Consider the following 18,477-nt stretch of genomic DNA (forward strand, 5'->3'; position numbering starts at 1 on the left):
GGCGGCCTGCGGTCACGCGCGGCCGACCCCAGTTGCTTAAAGATCTCGGTAGTGGGGCATTCTTTCTCGATTCGTCTTTCCGAGGGCCCTGACGTAGACTGACTCGTCGGCTCTCGTGCACCCGCATGTCTGCATGCGCTCGTGCGAAGTCGATCAAGGTAGTCGATTCGAAGGGCGAAGCGTGGCCAAGAAGCAAGGTGCCATCGAGATCGAGGGCACTGTCGTCGAGTCTCTTCCGAACGCCATGTTCAAGGTCGAGCTCCAGAACGGCCACCAGGTCCTGGCACATATCAGCGGCAAGATGCGGATGCACTACATCCGCATCCTCCCTGACGACCGGGTCGTGGTGGAGCTGTCTCCGTACGACCTCACGCGTGGCCGGATCGTCTACCGCTACAAGTAGATCTTGCCTTTACTCCGTGCTCCCGGTTCCGGGACGCGGGGGGTGGCACTGACCCGGAGAACCTCACCCAATGAAGGTCAAGCCGAGCGTCAAGAAGATCTGCGACAAGTGCAGGGTGATCCGCCGTCACGGTCGGGTCATGGTCATCTGCGAAAACCCGCGCCACAAGCAGCGCCAGGGCTGACGCACGACCGCACCTTCTGCACCCGCAGATACTTCGCGCGACGCAAGCAGTACATGTTCATACGCAGAACCCAGGGCTGAGTCTCATCAGGCCTGACACCCCCGGTCGGAGGCCGGGGACCCGGTTCGTACCGAATCTTCAGCGTGAAGAGGACGGCGGGCGGGATCCGGTTCTGCGGAAGACCTCCGAACGACAACTGGAGCCATTGAATGGCACGCGTTTCCGGTGTTGACATCCCGCGCGAAAAGCGTGTGGAGGTCGCCCTGACCTACGTGTTCGGCATCGGCCGGACCCTTTCCCAGCAGACGCTGGCCGAGACCGGCGTGAACCCGAACACCCGCGTTCGTGACCTCTCCGAAGAAGAGCTGGTCAAGATCCGCGAGTACGTGGACGCCAACATCAAGACCGAGGGTGACCTCCGTCGCGAGATTCAGGCCGACATCCGCCGCAAGGTCGAGATCGGCTGCTACCAGGGTCTGCGCCACCGTCGTGGCCTGCCCGTCCACGGTCAGCGCACCAGCACGAACGCTCGTACCCGCAAGGGCCCGCGTCGCGCCATCGCCGGTAAGAAGAAGCCGGGCAAGAAGTAGTCCTCAGCGGACGCTTATCAGCGGTCTTCGCTGTAGGACCGACCACCTCCCGTAGGAGTAATAGATGCCCCCCAAGGGTCGTCAGGGCGCTGCCAAGAAGGTGCGCCGCAAGGAAAAGAAGAACGTCGCTCACGGGCACGCTCACATCAAGAGCACGTTCAACAACACGATCGTCTCGATCACGGACCCCTCGGGCAACGTGATCTCCTGGGCCTCCGCCGGCCACGTCGGCTTCAAGGGCTCGCGCAAGTCCACCCCCTTCGCCGCGCAGATGGCCGCCGAGTCGGCCGCCCGTCGCGCGCAGGAGCACGGCATGCGCAAGGTTGACGTCTTCGTGAAGGGCCCGGGCTCCGGTCGCGAGACCGCGATCCGCTCCCTCCAGGCCACTGGCCTCGAGGTCGGCTCCATCCAGGACGTCACCCCCACCCCGCACAACGGCTGCCGTCCGCCCAAGCGCCGCCGCGTCTGAGGCTCGGTTGTCTTGAGGTTGCGGGCGGTACGCCTCTTCGGAGGCGTGCCGCCCGTACCCTTGCAGTAGCAGCAGGGCGTCAAATAGCGGGCGCCCATGACTGAAGGATCGCAACATGCTGATTGCTCAGCGTCCCTCGTTGACCGAAGAGGTCGTCGACGAATTCCGCTCCCGGTTCGTGATCGAGCCGCTGGAGCCGGGCTTCGGCTACACCCTCGGCAACTCCCTGCGCCGGACCCTCCTGTCCTCGATCCCGGGTGCGGCGGTCACGTCCATCCGCATCGACGGCGTTCTGCACGAGTTCACCACCGTGCCGGGCGTCAAGGAGGACGTCACCGACCTGATCCTCAACATCAAGCAGCTGGTCGTCTCCTCGGAGCACGACGAGCCGGTCGTGATGTACCTGCGCAAGCAGGGCCCGGGTCTGGTCACCGCCGCCGACATCGCGCCCCCGGCCGGTGTCGAGGTGCACAACCCCGACCTCGTCCTCGCCACGCTCAACGGCAAGGGCAAGCTGGAGATGGAGCTGACCGTCGAGCGCGGTCGCGGCTACGTCTCCGCCGTTCAGAACAAGCAGGTCGGTCAGGAGATCGGGCGCATCCCGGTCGACTCGATCTACTCGCCGGTGCTGAAGGTCACGTACAAGGTCGAGGCGACTCGTGTCGAGCAGCGCACCGACTTCGACAAGCTGATCGTCGACGTCGAGACCAAGCAGGCCATGCGTCCGCGTGACGCCATGGCGTCGGCCGGTAAGACCCTGGTCGAGCTGTTCGGTCTGGCCCGCGAGCTCAACATCGACGCCGAGGGCATCGACATGGGCCCGTCCCCCACGGACGCCGCCCTCGCCGCCGACCTCGCGCTGCCGATCGAGGAGCTGGAGCTCACCGTTCGTTCGTACAACTGCCTCAAGCGTGAGGGCATCCACTCCGTGGGTGAGCTCGTCGCCCGCTCCGAGGCAGACCTCCTGGACATCCGCAACTTCGGTGCGAAGTCCATCGACGAGGTCAAGGCGAAGCTGGCCGGCATGGGCCTGGCCCTCAAGGACAGCCCGCCCGGATTCGACCCCACCGCTGCGGCGGACGCGTTCGGCGCGGACGACGACGCGGATGCCGGGTTCGTCGAGACCGAGCAGTACTAAGAGCTCGGGACCGGCTGCCGGTTCTTGGGTGCGGGTGCGCTGTGGCTTGTCGCGCAGTTCCCCGCGCCCCTTCCGGACTCGCCCCTTCAGGGCTTGTCCGGATCTCCGACGGGCAATCGCCCGCTCGGACACTGACCCCGGTACCTGATACGGCCGGGGCAGACACCTAGGAGAAACACCATGCCGAAGCCCACCAAGGGTGCCCGTCTGGGCGGCAGCGCCGCGCACGAGAAGCTGCTCCTCGCGAACCTCGCGAAGTCGCTCTTCGAGCACGGCCGCATCACCACCACCGAGGCGAAGGCCCGTCGCCTGCGCCCGTACGCGGAGCGTCTGGTCACCAAGGCGAAGAAGGGTGACCTTCACAACCGCCGTCAGGTGCTCTCGGTGATCACGGACAAGAGCATCGTGCACACGCTCTTCACCGAGATCGGCCCGCGCTACGAGAACCGCCCGGGTGGCTACACCCGTATCACCAAGATCGGTAACCGCCGTGGCGACAACGCGCCCATGGCCGTCATCGAGCTGGTGGAGGCCCTGACCGTGGCCCAGCAGGCCACCGGTGAGGCCGAGGCGGCCACCAAGCGTGCCGCCAAGGACGCCGAGGTCAAGACCGAGGCTCCGGCCAAGGTCGAGGACGCCAAGGTCGAGGACGCCGCCGAGGCTCCCGCCGAGGAGTCGAAGGACGCCTGAGGCACTGCCTGGCTGTGAGCGGGTCCGTCCCTTCGGGGGCGGGCCCGCTTTCGTGTTCCGGCACAGATGCCGGCCTTGAGAGGATCTAGGTGTGAGTGACGAAGTACAGCCCGGGTTCGTACGGGTGCGTTTGGATCTGTCGTACGACGGGACCGAGTTCTCCGGGTGGGCCAAGCAGGCCTCGGGGCGCCGGACCGTGCAGGGGGAGATCGAGGACGCCCTCAGGACCGTCACGCGGTCCAAGGACACCACGTACGAGCTGACCGTCGCCGGACGCACCGACGCCGGTGTGCACGCGCGCGGGCAGGTGGCGCACGTCGATCTTCCCGTCGAGCTGTGGGCCGAGCACGAGGAGAAGCTGCTCAAGCGGCTGGCCGGACGGCTGCCCAAGGACGTGCGGGTGTGGTCCCTGCGGGAGGCCCCCAGCGGGTTCAACGCCCGCTTCTCCGCGATCTGGCGGCGCTACGCCTACCGCGTCACCGACAACCCCGGGGGAGTGGACCCCCTGCTGCGGGGTCACGTCCTGTGGCACGACTGGCCGTTGGACGTCGACGCCATGAACGAGGCGGCCGAGCGGCTCGTGGGCGAGCACGACTTCGCCGCCTACTGCAAGAAGCGCGAGGGCGCCACGACCATTCGTACGCTCCAGAAGCTGAGCCTGGTGCGCGGGGACGACGGGGTCATCACCGCCACCGTCCGCGCCGACGCCTTCTGCCACAACATGGTGCGCTCGCTCATCGGTGCGCTGCTGTTCGTGGGGGACGGGCACCGGGGGCCGGACTGGCCCGGGAAGGTGCTCGCGGCCGGCGTACGGGACTCGGCCGTCCATGTCGTACGGCCGCACGGGCTGACCCTGGAGGAGGTCGGCTACCCCGCGGACGAACTGCTCGCCGCGCGCAACAAGGAGGCGCGGAACCGGCGGACGCTGCCCGGGGCCGGCTGCTGCTGACGTGATCTCGGTCTCCCTGCAGAGGGAGATTGGCCCGTTATGCGGCGTGCCGAAATGCGCGCGTAACCAGGATGTTCCCTCTTTATATCGCCCATCATGCGTGATATCCGACTTAGTGCGCAGGTTGTACCTTACGAAGCCCTTACCTCCCGGATATGATTTCGCCTCCCGGCCAATAGTTCGAAATGGGGTGGCTGGGGCGAGGGTGGGGGTCATCGGGTCATTTCCGACCCGGGGGTGGGTTGTGCATGAGTTCAGTTGGTCCTGTCCGCACGGGTGGGCGCCGCGCTACGCGGCAGAGCGGAAGGCGAAGAGCGGGGCGCGGCGGCCAGGTCTCCCTGGGATTGCTGCCGCTGCCGCCCAGCGAGGCTGAGAAGTACTCGTACGCCAAGCGGCATCTGTGGATTCTGACGATCAGTTCGCTGGTCAGCTTTCTCTGCCTGATCGTGAGCCAGTTCAAACTGGCGCAGTCCACGCCGGTGCTGTGGATCTACACGCCGCTGCTCGTCTTCACGGTGATCTATTACCTGATCTCGCTGCGGGTGAACGGCTTCACGCGGGACTTCGACATCAAGCACCACCGGCGTCTGGTGGCGAACTGGCGGCCCGAGGTCTATCCCTCGGTCGACGTCTTCCTGCCGGTGTGCGGTGAGCCCATCGAGGTGCTGCACAACACCTGGACGCATGTGCGGGCGATGGCCGACCGGTATCCGGGCGTCTGTGTGCCGTTCGTGCTCGACGACGGAGCCAGCTCCGAGCTCGAGGCGATGGCCCATGACTTCGGGTTCCGCTACGGCACCCGGGAGAACCGCGGCTGGTTCAAGAAAGCGGGCAATCTGCACTTCGGCTTCGCGCAGTCGGACGGCGAGTTCTGCCTCATCCTCGACGCCGACTTCACGCCGCGCGCCGACCTGCTCGAAGAGCTGCTGCCGTACATGGCCGAGGACCCGCGCGTCGGGATCGTCCAGTCCCCGCAGTACTTCCGCGTCCTGGACTCGCAGAACTGGATCGAGCGCGGTGCGGGCGCCGTACAGGAGCTGTTCTACCGGTCCGTGCAAGTGTCCCGGCAGGGCAGCGACGGCGCGATCTGCGTCGGCTCCTGTGCCATCTACCGGCGGGCCGCCCTGGACACCAACGGCGGAACCACGCTGATCGAGCACTCCGAGGACGTCCACACGGGCTTCGACCTGCGCGGCCTGGGCTGGGACCTGCGGTACGTGCCGGTCGCCGTTTCCACCGGGGTCTGCCCGGACAGCGCGGGCGCCTTCTTCAACCAGCAGTACCGCTGGTGCTCGGGCTCGATGAGTCTGCTCGGCAGCAAGAAGTTCTGGCAGCGGAAGATCAAGTTGTCCAGCCGCCTCTGCTACATGTCGGGCTTCTTCTACTACATCCACACGGCACTGTTCACCTTCGCGGCGCCGGTGATCCCGATCGTGCTGCTGCTGATGATGCCGGAGAAGCTCAAGGTCGAGAATCTGCTCCTGGTGGTGCCCAGCATCGTCTACACCACGATCATCTTCCCCATGTGGCACAAGGCCCCCTACCGGCTCGAGGCCTGGGCGGCCCGCATGATGTACGGCTGGGCCCATGTCTTCGCGATCTGGGACATCCTCCGCAAGAACCGCATGGGCTGGCAGCCGACCGGCTCCTCCGGCGCCAAGAAGAACAAGACCCGGCGCTTCTGGATCGGCATGTGGGTGTGGAGCGGCGGCACCGCCCTGATCTGGGTGGGTGCCGGGGCATGGCGGATGTTCACGATGAACGCCCCCGACTTCGCCCTGATCCTGTCCTCCGGACTCTTCTACGCCCTCGTCGTGGGCCGCGTTCTGGTCCAGCCCCGAGCGGAGGCGGCCGCCTGATGTTGTTCACCCGTGCACGGTCCGCCGTGCTCGCACTCTCCGCGCTGCTCATGCTCAGCGGCTGCTCGCTGCTCGGCGATGACACCGACACGTCGGCCTCCTCCGGAGGCGCGAAGACGGATCCCTCGGCGAGCGCCGAGTCGGACGTCCCGTACGACGTCGTACCGCTGCTCAAGCCGGCGAAGAAGTACTACGGAGCGGCCGTCGCGGGAGCCCCGACCTCGATGAAGAGCGTCGACGCGTACACGAAGATGACCGGTAAGCAGCCGAACCTGATCGAGTACTACGCGGGGTGGGGCGACGGCTTCGACGCCAGCGGGGTCCGCAAGGCCTGGGGCGAGGGCGCCCTGACGCTGATGTCCTGGGAGCCCTTCGACGTCTCGTTCACCGACATCGCGGCCGGTAAGTCGGACGCGTACATCAAGAAGTACGCGACGGCGGTCCGGAAGCTGAACCTGCCCGTCGTGATCGACTTCGCCGACGAGATGAATGGTCACTGGGAGAAGTGGGGCACCCAGAGCGTCACGCCCCAGCAGTACGTGGCCGCCTGGCGACACATCCACGACACGTTCCTCGACGCGGGTGCCTCGAACGTGATCTGGGCCTGGGCGCCCAACATCATCAACCCGGTCAAGACCGTCAAGCTGAAGCCGTACTACCCGGGTGACGCCTATGTCGACTGGGTCGGACTCGTCGGCTACTTCACGCTCGGCGAGGACAACGCCTTCGAGAGTGTCTTCGGTCCGACCCGGGACCAGATCCGCACCTTCACCAAGAAGCCCATGCTGCTTCTGGAGACCGGAGCCATGCCCGGCGAGCGGCGTCGCGCCGACATCCGCAACCTCTTCGCGGGTGTGGAGGCCGACGACAACATGATCGGCTTCATCTGGTTCAACCACCGCAAGCGTGCCGACTGGCGGCTGGAGGCGAGCCCGCTGGCCCTCGAGGAGTTCAAGCGCCTCGCCGCGAACGACCTCTTCGGCTTCGACATACGGAAGTCGCGATGAACGCCGGACAGAACCACTACACGCCGCAGCCCTACGACCCGTACGGCGCGGACGAGGAGGATGTCACGTGGTTCAACTCCGGGGGTGAGCCGGCCGCGTATCAGCAGCAGTACCAAGGGCAGTACCAGCAGGAGCAGTACGCCCCGGCCGTTCCCGAGCAGCGGCACGACGACCAGCCCACGTACGCGCTGCGCACCGTCGAGCAGCAGGTGCCCGTCGAACCCGCGTACACGATTCCCGAGACCCCGGACGCCGGGTGGGACGACACCCCCAGCCGACGGCGCTCCTGGGTGAGCCGCGGGGTGCTGCTGTTCGTCCTGGCGATCCAGGCCGTGCTGTCGCTGCGGCTGTCCAACACCGCCTTCCAGGACGAGGCCCTGTACCTGGCGGCCGGACACAACATCATCGACCACCTGATGAACGGCACACCGCTGCACAGCGGTTACGAGTCGTACTTCTCGGGGTCGCCGATGCTGTACCCGGTGGCGGCCGCGGTCGTCGACGGATACTTCGGGCTGTCCGGAGCGCGGCTGCTCAGCCTGCTGTGCATGCTGGGCGCCACCAGCCTGCTGTACTCCTTCACCCGGCGCATGTTCAACGAGCGCGTCGCGCTGGTGGCCGCCGCCCTGTTCGCGGTCACCCAGCCGACGATCGTGCTGGGCTGGTTCGCCACCTACGACGCGCCCGCGATCTTCCTTCTCGCTCTGGCCGCCTGGATCGTCGTACGCACCAACCGGGCGCCCGCGGTCGTGGTGCTGCTCGCGGCACCCGTGATGGTCCTCGCCGTCGCGGTGAAGTACGCGTCCGCGCTGTACGTGCCCACTCTGATCGTGCTCGCCGCGCTGACGAGCTGGCACTACCGCGGCTGGCGCTGTCTGCTGCGGGCGGCCCTGCTGACCGTGGGCACCGGTGTGCTCGTCGGCGTCGGGCTGATGTACACGAACGTTCTGGCAGGCGTGAAGCAGACCACCACCAACCGTGCGCACGGCACCGATGCCGCCATGGATCTCTTGGAGAAGTCGGGGGAGTGGGGCGGGCTGATGTTCGCCACGGCCTGCGCGGGAGCGTTCTTCTACGCGCGCCGGGGCCGGATGAACGAGTCCCCGCGCTCGTACGGGTTGCACGGGCCGGGATGGCGCTGGCGCACGCTGCTCGGGCTGCTGCTGACCGGTACGGCGTTGCTGGCCCCGGCGTACCAGATCCATCTGCAGACCTCCGTCTCGCTCTACAAGCACCTGGACTTCGGTCTGCTCTTCGCCGCACCGATGGCGGGGATCGGCGTGATCCGCCTGGTGGGCAAACACTTCCGCTACCCCCAGCTCGGCATCCTGATCTGGGTCACCGCGTTGTGCCTCGGTGTCTCGCAGTCGGAGTGGCGCTTCGGCCTGTGGCCGGACTCGACGCCGCTCGTCAAGGCGATCGAGCCGTACATGAAGCCCCAGGGCAGGTATCTGGGCGCCACGTACGAGGTTCCCGTCTACTACCTGCGGGACAAGACGGACCACTCGCGGTGGACCTCGACGTACGGCATCGGATACGCGGACAAGAAGGGCGCCGTCCACCACGGCAACGAGGGCTACCGGCTCGCCCTGAAGGACGGCTACTTCGACCTCGTCGTCCTGGACGGTATCGCCACCCCGGAGCTCGACAAGTACCTCGAACGACAGGTGCGCGAGAGCGGGCACTACCGCCTGGTCGGCGCGATCCCGTTCAAGATCAGCTCGGGCGGCTCGGGCACGTACAAGATCTGGACGAAGACGTCCTGAATGCCGGTCACCTCTCACCATTTCGTTCCTGATCCCGTAGGAAAGGCCGTGCTCATGCGGCTCACAGTCATCGGCACCGGCTATCTCGGTGCCACCCACGCCGCCTGTATGGCGGAGCTCGGGCACGAGGTGCTCGGGGTCGATGTCGACCCCGACAAGGTGGCCGCGCTGGCCGCGGGGCGGGTGCCGTTCCATGAGCCCGGGCTCGGTGAACTCGTCCGCAGGCATCTCGGCTCGGGACGGCTGCGGTTCACCACCTCCTACGAGGAGGCGGCGGCTTTCGGGCAGGTGCACTTCGTGTGCGTCGGGACCCCGCAGCGGGCCGACTGCGACGGCGCCGACCTGCGGTACGTCGACGCGGCGTTCGCGGCGATCGCCGCGCACGCGGCCGAGGACGCGCTGCTCGTCGGGAAGTCGACCGTGCCGGTGGGAACGGCCCGGCGGCTCGCGGACACCCATGCCGTGGAGGTCGCCTGGAACCCCGAGTTCCTGCGCGAGGGCTTCGCCGTCGAGGACACCCTGCGGCCCGACCGGCTGGTGTTCGGCGTCGGCTCCGCACGTGCCGAGGCGATCCTCCGGGAGGTGTACGCCCCGGTCCTGGCCGCCGGGACGCCGCTGGTCACCGCGGACTTCCCGACCGCCGAGCTGGTCAAGACGGCGGCCAACGCCTTCCTCGCCACCAAGATCTCGTTCATCAACGCGATGGCGGAGGTGTGCGAGGCGGCGGGCGGCGACGTGTCCGTCCTGGCCGAGGCCATCGGCCACGACGACCGGATCGGCGCCAAGTTCCTGCGCGCGGGCGTCGGGTTCGGCGGCGGCTGTCTGCCCAAGGACATCCGCGCCTTCGCGCACCGCGCCGATGAGCTCGGCGTCCCGCTCGGGTTCCTGCGCGAGGTCGACGCCATCAACATGCGCCGCCGCGACAGGGCGGTCGCGCTCGCCCGGGAACTGTGCGGGGGAGGGGTCCTCGGGGCCCGGATCGCCGTCCTGGGTGCCGCGTTCAAGCCGGACTCGGACGACATCCGCGACTCGCCCGCGCTGAACGTGGCCGCCCGGCTGCGGCTCGACGGCGCCGATGTCACGGTCTACGACCCCGAGGCGATGGACAATGCCCGCAAGGCGTATCCGCTGCTCGGGTACGCCGTCTCGGTCGAGGAGGCACTCGGCGGGGCGGACCTCGTGCTGCATCTGACGGAGTGGCCGCAGTTCCGGGAGCTGGACCCGGGGCCGCTGGCGGCCCTGGTGTCCCGTCCGCGGATCGTGGACGGCAGAGGAGTGCTCGACGCGGACCGCTGGACCGCGGCGGGCTGGGAATTCCGGGCGCTGGGTCGTCCCGCGCCCGGTGGGGAGGGGAGAAGGGCTTGATGTACGACATGGGGGCGGACACGGCGGTGACCGTGGTCATGCCTACCTACAACGAGGCGGCCAATCTGCCGAGAATGGCCGAAGCCGTACTTCAACTGCCGCTCGACGGCCTTCACTTGAAGATCGTGGACGACTCCAGCCCGGACGGCACCGGCAGGATCGCCGACGAGCTGGCGGAGAAGTACAACAACAAGGGGCGGCGCCGGATGAGCGTGCTGCACCGCACCGAGAAGGACGGGCTCGGGCGTGCCTACGCGGCCGGGATGAGTCTCGCGCTCGACGAGGGCGCCGAGTACGTCGTCCAGATGGACGCCGACGGCAGCCACCCCGTCGAGGCCGTGCCCCGGATGCTCGGCACGGCCCTGGCCAACGGGGTGGGCCTGGTCATCGGCAGCCGGTACGTGGAGGGCGGCTCGCTGGACGAGGACTGGGGCGCGCACCGCGTCCTGCTCTCCCGCTTCGCCAACCGGTACGCCCGTACCGTGCTCGGCACCCGGATCCGGGACATCACGGCCGGGTTCAACCTCTGGTCGGCCCAGGCTCTGCGCGACATCGATCTTGCCACGCTGGACAGCGCCGGTTACAGCTTCCAGGTCGAGCTGAAGTACAAGGCCGTACGGGCGGGGCACAGCGCCGTCGAGATCCCGATCCGTTTCGAGGAGCGGACCGAGGGGGTCTCGAAGATGACGCTGAAGACGCAGCTGGAGTCGGCGGTGGTGCCGATCCGGCTGCGTATGAAGAACAAGTGACCCGGGTCCCGGGTGCGGGGGGCGGCCGGCCGGTTACTGGTTGGCCGCCGTCGACGCCTGGGCCTCGCCGCGGCGGTGGATCTGGCGGAAGGCGAACTCAGCCAGGTCGTCGCCGGTCGTGAAGACCTTGGCGTCCTTCGTCGTCACGTCCTTGCCGTTGATGAAGCCGGCCAGCGTGAAGTAGGCGTAACGGCCGTAGGAGTTGGTGGTCGAGCGACAGACCGCCGTACGGCAGAAGTTGGCGACGCCCTGGCCGGACAGCGAGGTGATGATGCTCTTGCTGTCCGCCTCGGACTTCGCCTTGGCCGCCTGGGCCGCGGTGTTGAAGACCGCGACGCCGACGGTCACCCCGACGCCGTCCTTGCTGTAGGTGACGCGCATCAACCGGGTGCAGTCGTTCTTGGTGAGCACCGCGGGCAGTGTGCCCTGCACGGCCGACGCGCACTTCTCCGTCGAGGCGGTGGGGCCCTTGCGGTAGACGCGGTCACCCATCGTCAGCTGCGAACCGGGGAAGAGGATGTCCGGGCTGAGCGGCGCGGTGTCCTTCTGCACGCTGGATATGAAGTCCATCGGATCCAGCGGCGGCGGCGCCGAGGTCGGCGCGAACGTCGGTATCGGCGCCGTGCTGTCGCTCGGGATGGTCGCGGTGGCGGGCAGCTTGCTGGGCGTGTTCCCGGCCTGGTTGTCCCCGTTCGAGGAGACGACGGCCACGGCGACGGCAGCGCCGACCGCGATCGTGGCGACCGCCGAGCCGACGATCACCAGCAGTCTGCGCCTCCGGTTGCGTGTCTCGGACGCCTCGGCGAGTGCCGCCCAGTCCGGAGTCTGGTTCCGACGTCCCCAATCGGGTTGCTGAGAACCAGGCTTCCAGGGATCCCACGGAGGCTCCCCCTGCCCACCCTGCCCATAACTCATGGGGCGCATCTTAGACGGGGTACGGGGGGTGGCGTTCCGCACCGGAGGGCACTTGAGCCCCTAGCGTGACCTGAGTGCGCAAGGGCAAAACTGACATCTCCGGGTGCTTGGTGCGACACGCTTCGACAGGCTTCCCGGCGCCGGCCGTCCGGTGACGCCGGGTAGTCGGACGGTTGCGGAGGCAAGGGCTGCCTTACTCTGTTTCCAGTGACTGTTCGCGTGGCCCTGGGTGCCGAGGCACCCGGGTCGCGAACCCGCGTTTTGACCCTTCCGGGCAAGCGCGGGTACTCTTGCAGTTCGTTATGTGTATTGGCTTGCTCATTCTCACGTGAGGGGCCCTTACACCGGTCCACCGGGGCCGATGACCAGCGACCAGCACTCGGTATGCGTCACCGAGGTGCGGTCAGGGCTGTCGTGATCGTCCGTGGTGGCCATGTCAGGACCCACTCACTGAAGAAGCGAAGGCTACGACCGTGCGTACGTACAGCCCCAAGCCCGGCGACATCACTCGCCAGTGGTACGTCATCGACGCCCAGGATGTCGTCCTGGGTCGTCTGGCGACCACTGCCGCGAACATCCTGCGGGGCAAGCACAAGCCGATCTTTGCGCCGCACGTCGATGCTGGTGACTTCGTCATCATCATCAACGCCGACAAGGTGCACCTCTCCGGCAACAAGAAGACCCAGAAGCTGGCGTACCGCCACTCCGGTTACCCGGGTGGTCTGCGCTCCGTCCGCTACGACGAGCTGCTGGCGAAGAACCCCGAGAAGGCCGTCGAGAAGGCCATCAAGGGCATGATCCCCAAGAACACCCTGGGCCGTCAGGTGCTCTCGAAGCTGAAGGTCTACGCGGGCGAGAACCACCCGCACGCTGCCCAGCAGCCGGTCCCGTTCGAGATCACCCAGGTCGCGCAGTAGTTCCGGCCACCACCCCCTAAGACAGAAAAGAATCTGAGGAGAATCGTGGCCGAGACCACCGTTGAGCAGCCGGTCGAAGAGACTGAGCTCGTCGACATCGAGAACTACACCACCGAGTCCGAGGTCCCCGTCGAGGGCGAGTACACCTCGGAGTCGCTCGCGGGCCGCTTCGGCGACCCGCAGCCGGCCGCCGGCCTGGGCCGTCGCAAGAACGCCATCGCCCGCGTCCGGATCGTCCCGGGCACCGGCAAGTGGAAGATCAACGGTCGCACCCTTGAGGACTACTTCCCCAACAAGGTGCACCAGCAGGAAGTCAACGAGCCCTTCAAGGTGCTCGAGCTCGACAACCGCTACGACGTCATCGCCCGTATCTCGGGTGGCGGCGTCTCCGGTCAGGCCGGTGCGCTCCGTCTCGGTGTCGCCCGCGCGCTGAACGAGGCGGACGTGGACAACAACCGCCCGGCCCTGAAGAAGGCCGGCTTCCTCAAGCGCGACGACCGTGCGGTCGAGCGCAAGAAGGCCGGTCTCAAGAAGGCCCGTAAGGCTCCGCAGTACAGCAAGCGTTAATCACTGGCTGCTGCGTATTCGTACGACCGTTCGCCCCGGCGGCACGCTGTGTGCCGCCGGGGCGTTCGTTTATCACAGCCCAGGGCGTATAACGGCACAAGGCGCTCAAAGGCTTGCATGATCGGATGACTTCCGAAAACTGAGCTTCATCAGGAGGACACCAGTGGGACGACTCTTCGGCACGGACGGCGTGCGCGGTGTCGCCAACGCGGATCTGACGGCCGAGCTGGCGCTCGGTCTCTCCGTGGCGGCGGCACATGTGCTGGCCGAGGCGGGTACGTTCGAGGGCCACCGGCCGGTGGCCGTGGTCGGGCGGGACCCACGTGCGTCCGGGGAGTTCCTGGAAGCGGCCGTGGTCGCGGGCCTGGCCAGCGCGGGTGTGGACGTCCTGCTCGTCGGTGTGCTGCCCACCCCCGCGGTGGCGTACCTCACCGGCGCGCTGGGCGCCGACCTCGGCGTGATGCTCTCGGCCAGCCACAACGCCATGCCCGACAACGGCATCAAGTTCTTCGCCCGCGGCGGCCACAAGCTCGCCGACGAGCTGGAGGACAGGATCGAGGGCGTCTACGAGGAGCACCGCACCGGCGCGCCCTGGGACCGGCCCACCGGCGCCGGGGTCGGGCGCGTGCGCGCGTACGACGAGGGGCTCGACCAGTACGTCGCCCACCTCCTCGGCGTGCTCCCGAACCGCCTCGACGGCCTGAAGGTCGTCCTCGACGAGGCGCACGGCGCCGCCGCCCGAGTGTCTCCCGAGGCCTTCACGCAGGCCGGTGCCGAGATCATCACGATCGGCGCCTCGCCCGACGGCCTGAACATCAACGACGGCTGCGGCTCCACCCACCTCGACCTCCTGAAGGCCGCCGTCGTCGAGCACGGGGCCGACCTCGGCGTCGCGCACGACGGCGACGCCGACCGCTGCCTCGCCGTGGACCACACGGGTGCCGAGGTGGACGGCGATCAGATCCTGGCCGTACTCGCGCTGGCGATGCGGGAGCGTTCCGCACTGCGCTCCGACACTGTCGTCGCGACGGTCATGTCCAACCTGGGCTTCAAGCTGGCCATGGAGCGCGAGGGAGTCTCCCTCATCCAGACCGCGGTCGGCGACCGTTATGTCCTGGAGGAGATGAAGGAGCACAACTACGCGCTCGGCGGCGAGCAGTCCGGGCACGTGATCATCCTCGACCACGCCACCACCGGCGACGGCACGCTGACCGGCCTGCTGCTGGCGGCCCGGATCGCCCAGACCGGCCGTACGCTCCAGGACCTCGCGTCCGTCATGGAGCGGCTGCCGCAGGTTCTCATCAACGTCCCCGACGTCGACCGCACCCGGGTGCAGAGCTCCGCCGAACTCGCGACCGCGGTCGCCGAGGCCGAGCGGGAACTCGGCTCCACCGGCCGGGTGCTGCTGCGCCCCTCCGGCACCGAGCCGCTCGTCCGGGTCATGGTCGAGGCCGCCGACATCGACCACGCACGGTCGGTGGCGGGTCGGCTCGCGGACGCGGTGAAGTCGGCGCTGGGCTAGAAGCGACCTGTCCTGGCGGTACGTTCACGCTGCTGGGCCCAGAGCCACTTCTGGACGACCGGCGTGAACGTACCGGCCGGCACGATGCCCAGCAGGTCGAGCAGCAACTGCCCGGTGGAGCCCCACGCGCTGGATGCGGCATTGCGGCGTGCGATGACAGCCGGCGGCGGGGCCCCTGCGACTACAGCTTGCGCAGGCTCAGGCGCTGCACCTTGTGGTCCGGGCCCTTGCGCACGACGAGGGTGGCCCGGCCCCGGGTGGGCGCCACGTTCTCCAGCAGGTTGGGCTTGTTGATGGTGCGCCAGGTCGTGCGGGCGTAGTCGAGCGCCTCCTCCTCGGATACCTGTGTGTACCTGCGGAAGTAGGAGTCGGGTTTCTGGAAGGCGGTCTGGCGGAGCTTCTTGAACCGGTTGAGGTACCAGCGCTCGATGTCCTCGGCGCGGGCGTCGACGTACACGCTGAAGTCGAAGTAGTCGGCGAGGCCGACGCGGGTGCGGCCGTCCTTGCCGGGGAGGGCGGGCTGCAGGACGTTCAGGCCCTCGACGATGAGGATGTCCGGGCGGCGGACGGTGAGCCGCTGGTCGGGGACGATGTCGTAGATCAGGTGGGAGTAGACGGGGGCCGTGACCTCGTCCTTCCCCGCCTTGATGTCGGCGACGAACCGGGTGAGGGCACGACGGTCGTACGACTCGGGGAAACCTTTCCTCGACATCAGGCCGCGCGCCTCCAGCTCCTTGGTGGGGAGCAGGAAGCCGTCCGTGGTCACCAGTTCGACGCGTGGGTGTTCGGGCCAACGGGAGAGCAGGGCCTGCAGCAGGCGCGCCACGGTGGACTTGCCGACGGCGACCGACCCGGCCACCCCTATGACGAACGGGGTGCCGGACTGGGAGCCCTTCTCGCCGAGGAAGGTGTTCAGCGCTCCTCTGAGCCCGTCCGTGGCGCCGACGTACAGATTGAGCAGTCTGGACAGCGGCAGATAGATGTCCCGCACCTCGTCGAGGTCGATGACATCGCCCAGACCGCGCAGCTTCTCGACCTCCTCGGCGGTCAGTGGCAGCGGCGTCTTTTCGCGCAGCACGCTCCACTCGGCTCGGGTGAGGTCGACGTAGGGAGTCGCCTCCGGCCTGTGCCGGTGGGCGCTCCGGGGCATCGGGGAGACCGGAGAGATCACAGTCCATTGTTACGGGAGTGTGGACTGGGTGGGGGGTGGGGTGGGTCACGTAGTCGGTTACTCGGGGTCACGCGGGAGCGTCCAAGGGCGTCCAGGGGGCCGGTGGACCCATCGAAAGGTGGCTGGAATTTCCGAATTCGGGCACGGAGTGCCGGGTTCGGGGGGCTGTTGGCGCTTAGGCTGCGGCGCATGTGCGGAATCGTGGGATACGTGGGGTCGCAGGCGGCGCTCGATGTGGTGATGGCCGGGCTGAAGCGGCTGGAGTACCGGGGGTACGACTCGGCGGGTGTCGCCGTGCTGGCGGACGGGGGGCTCGCCGCCGCGAAGAAGGCCGGGAAGCTGGTCAACCTGGAGAAGGAGCTGGTCGGCCGGCCGCTGCCGACCGGGTCGACGGGGATCGGGCACACGCGCTGGGCCACGCACGGGGGGCCCACGGACGCGAACGCCCATCCGCATCTCGACAACGCGGGGCGCGTCGCCGTCGTGCACAACGGGATCATCGAGAACTTCGCGCTGCTGCGTGCCGAGTTGGCCGAGCGCGGGCACGAGCTGGCCTCCGAGACCGACACCGAGGTGGTCGCACACCTGATCGCCGAGGAGTTCTCGGCGTGCGACGACCTCGCGGAGGCGATGCGGCTGGTGTGCCGCCGCCTGGAGGGCGCGTTCACGCTGGTCGCCGTGCACGCGGACGATCCGGACGTGGTGGTGGGGGCGCGGCGGAACTCGCCGCTCGTGGTGGGCGTTGGAGAGGGCGAGGCCTTTCTCGCCTCGGATGTCGCCGCGTTCATCGCCCACACGCGGTCGGCGATCGAGCTGGGTCAGGACCAGGTGGTGGCGCTGCGCCGGGACGGCGTGACGGTGACCGGTTTCGACGGCCGTCCGGCGGACGTGCGCTCGTATCACATCGACTGGGACGCGTCGGCCGCGGAAAAGGGGGGTTATGACTACTTCATGCTCAAGGAGATCGCCGAGCAGCCCAAGGCGGTCGCCGATACGCTCCTGGGCCGGATCGACGCGGCCGGTTCACTGACGCTCGACGAGGTGCGGATCCCGGTTCACGAGCTGCGCGAGGTCGACAAGGTCGTCATCGTGGCCTGCGGGACCGCCTTCCACGCCGGGCTGATCGCCAAGTACGCCATCGAGCACTGGACGCGGATCCCGTGCGAGGTGGAGCTCGCGAGCGAGTTCCGGTACCGGGATCCGATTCTCGGTACGCGGTCGCTGGTGATCGCCATCTCCCAGTCCGGCGAGACCATGGACACGCTGATGGCCCTGCGGCACGCCCGCGAGCAGGGCTCCAAGGTGCTGGCGATCTGCAACACGAACGGTTCGACGATCCCGCGCGAGTCGGATGCGGTGCTGTACACGCACGCGGGTCCGGAGGTTGCGGTCGCGTCCACGAAGGCGTTCTTGACGCAGCTGGTCGCCTGCTATCTGGTCGCGCTGTACCTGGGCCAGGTGCGCGGCACCAAGTGGGGCGACGAGATCCAGGCCGTCATCCGGGACCTGTCCCAGATCTCCGGCGAGGTGGAACGGGTCCTGGAGACCATGGAGCCGGTACGAGAGCTCGCACGATCGCTCGCCGACAAGAAGACCGTGCTGTTCCTGGGGCGGCACGTCGGTTATCCGGTCGCCCTGGAAGGCGCCCTCAAGCTCAAGGAGCTCGCCTACATGCACGCCGAGGGCTTCGCGGCGGGTGAGCTGAAGCACGGGCCGATCGCGTTGATCGAGGACGATCTGCCGGTCGTGGTCGTGGTGCCGTCCCCGCGCGGGCGCTCGGTTCTCTACGACAAGATCGTGTCCAACATCCAGGAGATCCGGGCGAGGGGTGCGCGGACGATCGTGATCGCGGAGGAGGGGGACGAGGCGGTGGTCCCTTACGCCGACCACCTGATCCGGATTCCGGCCACGCCGACGTTGCTTCAGCCGCTCGTCGCGACGGTGCCGTTGCAGGTGTTCGCGTGTGAACTGGCGACGGCGCGGGGCAACGAGGTGGATCAGCCTCGGAACCTGGCGAAGTCGGTGACGGTGGAGTGAGTTGTCTTTAGGGCTTCGATGAAGGGGGTGAAGGCTCCGGTCGGGAAGGTGAGGGTGGCCTTGGCCGGGGTCTTGGAGTCGCGGATGGTTATGCGGGTGGGTGTGCTTGCGATTTCCACGCACTCGTTGCCGTCGTCGGGGCCTGAGTAGGACGACTTCCGCCAGTTGTCCATGGGATG

At 67.8% G+C, this 18,477-nt stretch carries 19 protein-coding genes; 16 read left to right on the forward strand and 3 right to left on the reverse strand.

Features of this window, described 5'->3' with window-relative positions; genetic code table 11:
• Window positions 1–181 precede the first annotated feature (181 nt).
• The 12 genes from infA to ACFZDJ_RS32830 all read left to right on the forward strand — a co-directional run bounded on the left by infA (window position 182) and on the right by ACFZDJ_RS32830 (window position 11,169).
• Window positions 182–403, forward strand: coding sequence for a translation initiation factor IF-1 (infA, locus tag ACFZDJ_RS32775; protein WP_003948620.1), 222 nt, complete (start codon window positions 182–184; stop codon window positions 401–403).
• Between the two features lie 70 nt (window positions 404–473).
• Window positions 474–587 carry a 50S ribosomal protein L36 gene (gene rpmJ, locus ACFZDJ_RS32780; RefSeq protein ID WP_003998809.1) on the forward strand — a complete coding sequence of 38 codons (114 nt, stop codon included), beginning with the start codon at window positions 474–476 and terminating at the stop codon, window positions 585–587.
• A 209-nt stretch (window positions 588–796) separates the two neighbouring features.
• Entirely contained in the window at window positions 797–1,177 is a 381-nt protein-coding gene (gene rpsM, locus ACFZDJ_RS32785; RefSeq protein ID WP_060901485.1) for a 30S ribosomal protein S13, read from the forward strand.
• A gap of 64 nt (window positions 1,178–1,241) precedes the next feature.
• On the forward strand, window positions 1,242–1,646 hold the full coding sequence (gene rpsK / locus ACFZDJ_RS32790; protein WP_003956432.1) for a 30S ribosomal protein S11: 405 nt from the start codon (window positions 1,242–1,244) through the stop codon (window positions 1,644–1,646).
• A 115-nt stretch (window positions 1,647–1,761) separates the two neighbouring features.
• Window positions 1,762–2,784 carry a DNA-directed RNA polymerase subunit alpha gene (locus tag ACFZDJ_RS32795; protein ID WP_003966937.1) on the forward strand — a complete coding sequence of 341 codons (1,023 nt, stop codon included), beginning with the start codon at window positions 1,762–1,764 and terminating at the stop codon, window positions 2,782–2,784.
• A gap of 180 nt (window positions 2,785–2,964) precedes the next feature.
• Window positions 2,965–3,474 (forward strand): 50S ribosomal protein L17, encoded by a 510-nt coding sequence (gene rplQ, locus ACFZDJ_RS32800; RefSeq protein ID WP_060895277.1) that lies wholly within the window; start codon window positions 2,965–2,967, stop codon window positions 3,472–3,474.
• Window positions 3,475–3,565: 91 nt separating this feature from the next.
• Complete coding sequence (gene truA, locus ACFZDJ_RS32805) at window positions 3,566–4,423, forward strand: tRNA pseudouridine(38-40) synthase TruA (protein WP_168510330.1); 858 nt, start codon at window positions 3,566–3,568, stop codon at window positions 4,421–4,423.
• 443 nt (window positions 4,424–4,866) lie between these two features.
• Window positions 4,867–6,282: a glycosyltransferase family 2 protein gene (locus ACFZDJ_RS32810; RefSeq protein ID WP_168517701.1), complete on the forward strand. Its 1,416-nt coding sequence runs from the start codon at window positions 4,867–4,869 to the stop codon at window positions 6,280–6,282.
• On the forward strand, window positions 6,282–7,289 hold the full coding sequence (locus ACFZDJ_RS32815; RefSeq protein WP_384909216.1) for a glycoside hydrolase family 26 protein: 1,008 nt from the start codon (window positions 6,282–6,284) through the stop codon (window positions 7,287–7,289). Before ACFZDJ_RS32810 ends, ACFZDJ_RS32815 begins: the two co-directional genes overlap by 1 nt.
• Window positions 7,286–9,055: a glycosyltransferase family 39 protein gene (locus ACFZDJ_RS32820; protein ID WP_391064194.1), complete on the forward strand. Its 1,770-nt coding sequence runs from the start codon at window positions 7,286–7,288 to the stop codon at window positions 9,053–9,055. The genes ACFZDJ_RS32815 and ACFZDJ_RS32820 overlap by 4 nt, the downstream gene beginning before the upstream one ends.
• A 54-nt stretch (window positions 9,056–9,109) precedes the next feature.
• Window positions 9,110–10,420 carry a UDP-glucose dehydrogenase family protein gene (locus ACFZDJ_RS32825; protein ID WP_384909220.1) on the forward strand — a complete coding sequence of 437 codons (1,311 nt, stop codon included), beginning with the start codon at window positions 9,110–9,112 and terminating at the stop codon, window positions 10,418–10,420.
• Window positions 10,420–11,169 carry a glycosyltransferase gene (locus ACFZDJ_RS32830; RefSeq protein WP_390939988.1) on the forward strand — a complete coding sequence of 250 codons (750 nt, stop codon included), beginning with the start codon at window positions 10,420–10,422 and terminating at the stop codon, window positions 11,167–11,169. The genes ACFZDJ_RS32825 and ACFZDJ_RS32830 overlap by 1 nt, the downstream gene beginning before the upstream one ends.
• 33 nt (window positions 11,170–11,202) lie before the next feature.
• Here ACFZDJ_RS32830 and ACFZDJ_RS32835 read toward each other — a convergent pair whose 3' ends face one another.
• Entirely contained in the window at window positions 11,203–12,084 is an 882-nt protein-coding gene (locus ACFZDJ_RS32835) for a hypothetical protein (protein ID WP_391064198.1), read from the reverse strand.
• Window positions 12,085–12,557: 473 nt separating this feature from the next.
• Here ACFZDJ_RS32835 and rplM point away from each other — a divergent pair, with 473 nt between their 5' ends.
• From rplM to glmM, 3 genes are all read left to right on the forward strand, one after another.
• Window positions 12,558–13,001, forward strand: coding sequence for a 50S ribosomal protein L13 (gene rplM / locus ACFZDJ_RS32840; RefSeq protein ID WP_101400131.1), 444 nt, complete (start codon window positions 12,558–12,560; stop codon window positions 12,999–13,001).
• A 45-nt stretch (window positions 13,002–13,046) separates the two neighbouring features.
• Window positions 13,047–13,568, forward strand: a complete 522-nt coding sequence (rpsI, locus tag ACFZDJ_RS32845) for a 30S ribosomal protein S9 (RefSeq protein ID WP_060895271.1) — start codon at window positions 13,047–13,049, stop codon at window positions 13,566–13,568.
• A 163-nt stretch (window positions 13,569–13,731) separates the two neighbouring features.
• Window positions 13,732–15,090: a phosphoglucosamine mutase gene (gene glmM / locus ACFZDJ_RS32850; RefSeq protein ID WP_390939990.1), complete on the forward strand. Its 1,359-nt coding sequence runs from the start codon at window positions 13,732–13,734 to the stop codon at window positions 15,088–15,090.
• Window positions 15,091–15,271: 181 nt separating this feature from the next.
• On the opposite strand, the gene coaA is transcribed toward glmM, so the two are convergent.
• Window positions 15,272–16,240 (reverse strand): type I pantothenate kinase, encoded by a 969-nt coding sequence (coaA, locus tag ACFZDJ_RS32855; RefSeq protein WP_168494664.1) that lies wholly within the window; start codon window positions 16,238–16,240, stop codon window positions 15,272–15,274.
• 210 nt (window positions 16,241–16,450) lie between these two features.
• Here coaA and glmS point away from each other — a divergent pair, with 210 nt between their 5' ends.
• On the forward strand, window positions 16,451–18,298 hold the full coding sequence (gene glmS / locus ACFZDJ_RS32860; RefSeq protein ID WP_391064201.1) for a glutamine--fructose-6-phosphate transaminase (isomerizing): 1,848 nt from the start codon (window positions 16,451–16,453) through the stop codon (window positions 18,296–18,298).
• Here the strand turns inward: glmS and ACFZDJ_RS32865 are convergent.
• Window positions 18,259–18,471 carry a DUF397 domain-containing protein gene (locus tag ACFZDJ_RS32865; protein ID WP_391064204.1) on the reverse strand — a complete coding sequence of 71 codons (213 nt, stop codon included), beginning with the start codon at window positions 18,469–18,471 and terminating at the stop codon, window positions 18,259–18,261. The two genes, glmS and ACFZDJ_RS32865, sit on opposite strands and share 40 nt — an antisense overlap.
• Between the last annotated feature and the right edge of the window lie 6 nt (window positions 18,472–18,477).

It is taken from the genome of Streptomyces sp. NPDC007896 (genome assembly GCF_042959425.1).
Lineage (GTDB): Bacteria > Actinomycetota > Actinomycetes > Streptomycetales > Streptomycetaceae > Streptomyces.